General features: G+C 54.3%; 5 protein-coding genes and 1 riboswitch. All 5 genes read right to left on the reverse strand.

Annotation, left to right across the window (positions count from 1 at the left end; genetic code table 11):
* Positions 1–383, reverse strand: a 383-nt coding sequence (locus TCARDRAFT_RS14400; protein ID WP_040683519.1) for an energy-coupling factor ABC transporter ATP-binding protein, incomplete at its 3' end; no start/stop codon positions are given.
* Positions 384–400: 17 nt separating this feature from the next.
* The gene (gene cbiQ / locus TCARDRAFT_RS14405; protein ID WP_007290688.1) at positions 401–1,168 is read right to left on the reverse strand and encodes a cobalt ECF transporter T component CbiQ; all 768 of its coding nucleotides are present in this window, start codon (positions 1,166–1,168) and stop codon (positions 401–403) included.
* A 50-nt stretch (positions 1,169–1,218) separates the two neighbouring features.
* Positions 1,219–1,506, reverse strand: coding sequence for an energy-coupling factor ABC transporter substrate-binding protein (locus TCARDRAFT_RS14410; protein ID WP_007290689.1), 288 nt, complete (start codon positions 1,504–1,506; stop codon positions 1,219–1,221).
* Positions 1,503–2,246, reverse strand: a complete 744-nt coding sequence (locus tag TCARDRAFT_RS14415; protein WP_007290690.1) for an energy-coupling factor ABC transporter permease — start codon at positions 2,244–2,246, stop codon at positions 1,503–1,505. The genes TCARDRAFT_RS14410 and TCARDRAFT_RS14415 overlap by 4 nt, the downstream gene beginning before the upstream one ends.
* A 121-nt stretch (positions 2,247–2,367) precedes the next feature.
* Positions 2,368–2,550: riboswitch (cobalamin riboswitch) on the reverse strand.
* A 160-nt stretch (positions 2,551–2,710) separates the two neighbouring features.
* Positions 2,711–3,606 (reverse strand): serine--tRNA ligase (gene serS / locus TCARDRAFT_RS14420; RefSeq protein ID WP_007290691.1); only part of this gene is annotated, 896 nt, incomplete at its 5' end.

Here is a 3,606-nt window from a genome sequence, read left to right on the forward strand (position 1 = left end):
GCTAACGCCGCGGCGGCCCGCCGCTCGGCTTCGCCCCGGGATAAGCCCAGATTCATCGGCCCAAACAGCACATCATCGAAAACACTGCCGGCAAAAAGCTGCGTGTCCTGATCCTGGAACACCAGCCCGATCTTTTGGCGCAGATAAGTCGTAAACGCACGGGAATACCGGTAAGGCTCGCCCTTAAACAATAGTTGTCCGGACAAAGGATGCAGAATGCCGTTAAGATGTAAAAACAAAGTAGACTTGCCGGCGCCATTAGGCCCGACTAGGGCAATGCGCGCGCCGGCTGGAATAGTCAGGCTGACGCCGCGCAAAACCAGTTTGTCTTTGCGATAACCAAAGGATATATTTTTCAGTTCCAAAATTGGTTGCTGTGACATAAGTTTTCCTCGTCATGTTAAATAAATGCCGCTGCAGCTATTCCCGCCAAAACCGCCGCAATGCCGGTCAAGCGTACCAAGCTTACCTGCAGCGTCGGCTGGCGAAACACCAGCCGGTCATGGTAGTTCCGGGCCAACAGCGCGATATGCAGCTGGCCGGCCATAATGAACGATTTGCGGCCAATGCTAGCGGCGAGCAGGCTGAGCGCCGCTAAAGCCCGCCGCGGATTGGCATAGCCAAGCCGGGATTGTTGAGCGGTGAAAATCTGGCCAGCCGTAGCCAGGACAACAAAGATAAATCGATAGGCAAGCAAGGCAATTTCGGCAACCACCCTAATGCCAGGAAACCGGGACAGATAAGCGACGATATGACCTACCGGCGTGGTTGTCGCCAGCATAAAAAGACAGGACACTGCCGCCAAACTGCGCAGAAGCAGTAGGGCGCCAGCAGCAATGCCTTCGGCGGTAATACCGGCATAATAAGCGCCAACCTTTACAGCCCAAAGAGCAGGAAACGGCTTAGTGCTCACACTTGCCACCACAGTCAGTAAACTTACGGTCAAAAAGGCCAGCGGGGCCAACCATAATCTCAGCAAATAGCTGGGAGGGATTTTGGCATAAAGCATAACCCCGTGCATAAGGACGATGATCGCCAGCAATGTCGCCGGCCGGGGCAAGACCAGCGCCAGGCCAAGCGCGCCCCCGCCCAGCAGCAGCTTTTCGCCGATGCTGACATGGTTTAAGCGGTTATTGTAGGCAAAATAATCAAGCTGCAATACTATCACAATATATCACTATCTTCCCACTTCATACCTCATACTTCATACCTCATACCTCATACCTCATACTTCCTACCCGCCTTTCCCCGCTGGTAACCGAAAAAGTAGCCGATAATTCCGGCGCCCAGCGCGGCCTGCACCGCAAACAGGAAACTTTCCACTTCCGCTGACGGCGGTTCCCACAAGTTCGTAAACCAGGGCTGATAATCGGGGCGAATACCAGCAATAACATCCTTTACTTTGTCATCGGCACCGCCGAAATCGGCATTTTGCTGGAAGACCAGCGGCCAAACGGCGAGAATAATCGCCAATGCTACAAGGATGGCGTTTTGTCTAGTTCTCATGCGTGATTCCTCCGCTCGTTCCACCATAAATCAATCATGCCCAATGCGGCGTACCGGGTAAGCGTGTTATAGACAACCACGCTCAATATCCCCTCACTCACCGCTAACGGCAGCTGGGTAAGGGCAAAAATGCCGAGAAATTTCGCATAAGCGGCCCAAACACCGCCGACCGCGTCGGGAAAGGCCAAGGCCAACTGCCCAGCCGTTACTAGGTAGGTAGCCCAGTCGCCTAACATTGCCGCTAAGAAAATGGCTATTTTTTCGGACAAACCCACCCGGCAGGCTATTTTAAAAATGCCCCAGGCCACAAAGGCGCCGGCGATGCCCATGGAAAAAGTATTGGCCCCCCAGGTGGTAAGGCCGCCATGGGCCAAAAGCAGCGCTTGAAAGATGAGGACAATGCCGCTTAGTACCGACGACACGGCCGGACCAAAGAGGACAGCGCTCAGTCCTACCCCGGTCGGATGCGAACTCGAGCCGGTAACGGAGGGAATCTTGAGCGCTGATAATACGAAAATAAAGGCGGCGGCCAGTCCCAAAATCATCTTGCGTTCAGGATGTGCGGCCAGCAGGCCGCGGATGCGCCTTATCCCTGCCGCCAAAAATGGGATCACGGCAGCCCCCCAAAGAAGCGCCTGTTCTTTGGGCAAAAACCCTTCCATAATGTGCATGGCGTGCGCCACGGCTGGCGCTATTACGCTTATAATAAAAAAATACCCCAATAGCCCAATTGCTTTCATTTAGTATCCTTCCTTTTCCAGAAGTTAAAACTCAAACAAAAAATCCCTACCCCGTGCCAAGGTAGAGATTTTGCTATGACGTATTCATGCGCAATCCCCTCCCCATCGCTCGTGGGTCAAAGCGGTGATCGTTGAACAGGCAGTTCTTCTGACTTAGGATCATCGCGCATCTGCGCCTTCCCAGGGAGACTATCCCCAGTGGCTTATTGCAGCTTTGCTCCCCATCACAGCGGCGGGACCGTGCTGGTTTTGCACCAGTCTTCCCTATTAAGCCCGGACGGGCACCTGTTCCATTATTTATATGATTGTCTACTTCGAAAACGGTAAATAGAAGTATAGAGAAGTATGATGTATGATGTATGAGGTATGAGGTTAAATAATAGTTTTCATTCTTTGTCGATGTCATGCTAAACGACACGGGAATTCTCTCTAAATTTTATCGTTATCCTGCCATAATTGTCAAGTTATGCCTTAATAACCTCCACGCCCATATACGGCCGCAGCACCTCCGGCACTACCACCGAGCCGTCTTCCTGCTGGTAGTTTTCCAAAATCGCGGCGACCGTGCGGCCGATGGCCACGCCGGAACCGTTCAAGGTGTGAACAAATTCGGCCTTTGCCTTGGCGTCGCGGCGGAACTTGATGTCGGCGCGGCGGGCCTGAAAATCCTCAAAGTTAGAACAGGAAGAAATTTCGCGGTACCGGTTGAAGCTGGGCAGCCACACCTCCAGGTCATAGGTCTTGGCTGAGGCAAAGCCCATGTCGCCGGTACACAGAAGGACGACGCGGTACGGCAGACCCAAGAGCTGCAGCACCCGCTCGGCGTTATTGGTCAGTTTCTCCAGCTCATTATAGGATTCTTCCGGCAGCGTAAACTTTACCAGCTCTACCTTGTTGAACTGGTGCTGGCGGATGAGGCCCCGCGTGTCCCGGCCGGCCGCTCCCGCCTCCGCCCGGAAACAGGCGCTGTAAGCCGCATAGTACAGGGGAAGGTCCTTGGCATCGAGAATCTCTTGGCGGTGAAGATTGGTGACAGGCACTTCCGCCGTCGGAATGAGGTAGTAGTCAAGGCCTTCCAGTTTAAACATGTCCTGGGCAAACTTCGGCAGCTGTCCGGTGCCGACCATGCTGTCGGCATTAACGATGAAAGGCGGAAAGAATTCCGTATAGCCGTGTTCGCGCGTATGCAGGTCAAGCATGAAGTTGATGAGAGCCCGTTCCAGGCGGGCGCCCGCCCCCTTGTAAAAAGTAAAGCGCGCCCCCGTCACCTTACCGCCCCGCTCAAAGTCGAGGATGCCCAGGCGTTCGCCGATTTCCCAGTGCGGCCGCGGCTCCCAGGCAAACTGGCGCGGCTCGCCCC

Origin of the sequence: Thermosinus carboxydivorans Nor1 (assembly GCF_000169155.1) — a bacterium.
In the GTDB taxonomy this organism is placed as follows: domain Bacteria; phylum Bacillota; class Negativicutes; order Sporomusales; family Thermosinaceae; genus Thermosinus; species Thermosinus carboxydivorans.

Excerpts from the sequence above, each read along its gene's own strand:
- TCARDRAFT_RS14415 (WP_007290690.1), bottom strand. The coding sequence starts at position 2,246 with ATGAAAGCAATTGGGCTATTGGGGTATTTTTTTATTATAAGCGTAATA.
- TCARDRAFT_RS14410 (WP_007290689.1), bottom strand. The coding sequence starts at position 1,506 with ATGAGAACTAGACAAAACGCCATCCTTGTAGCATTGGCGATTATTCTC.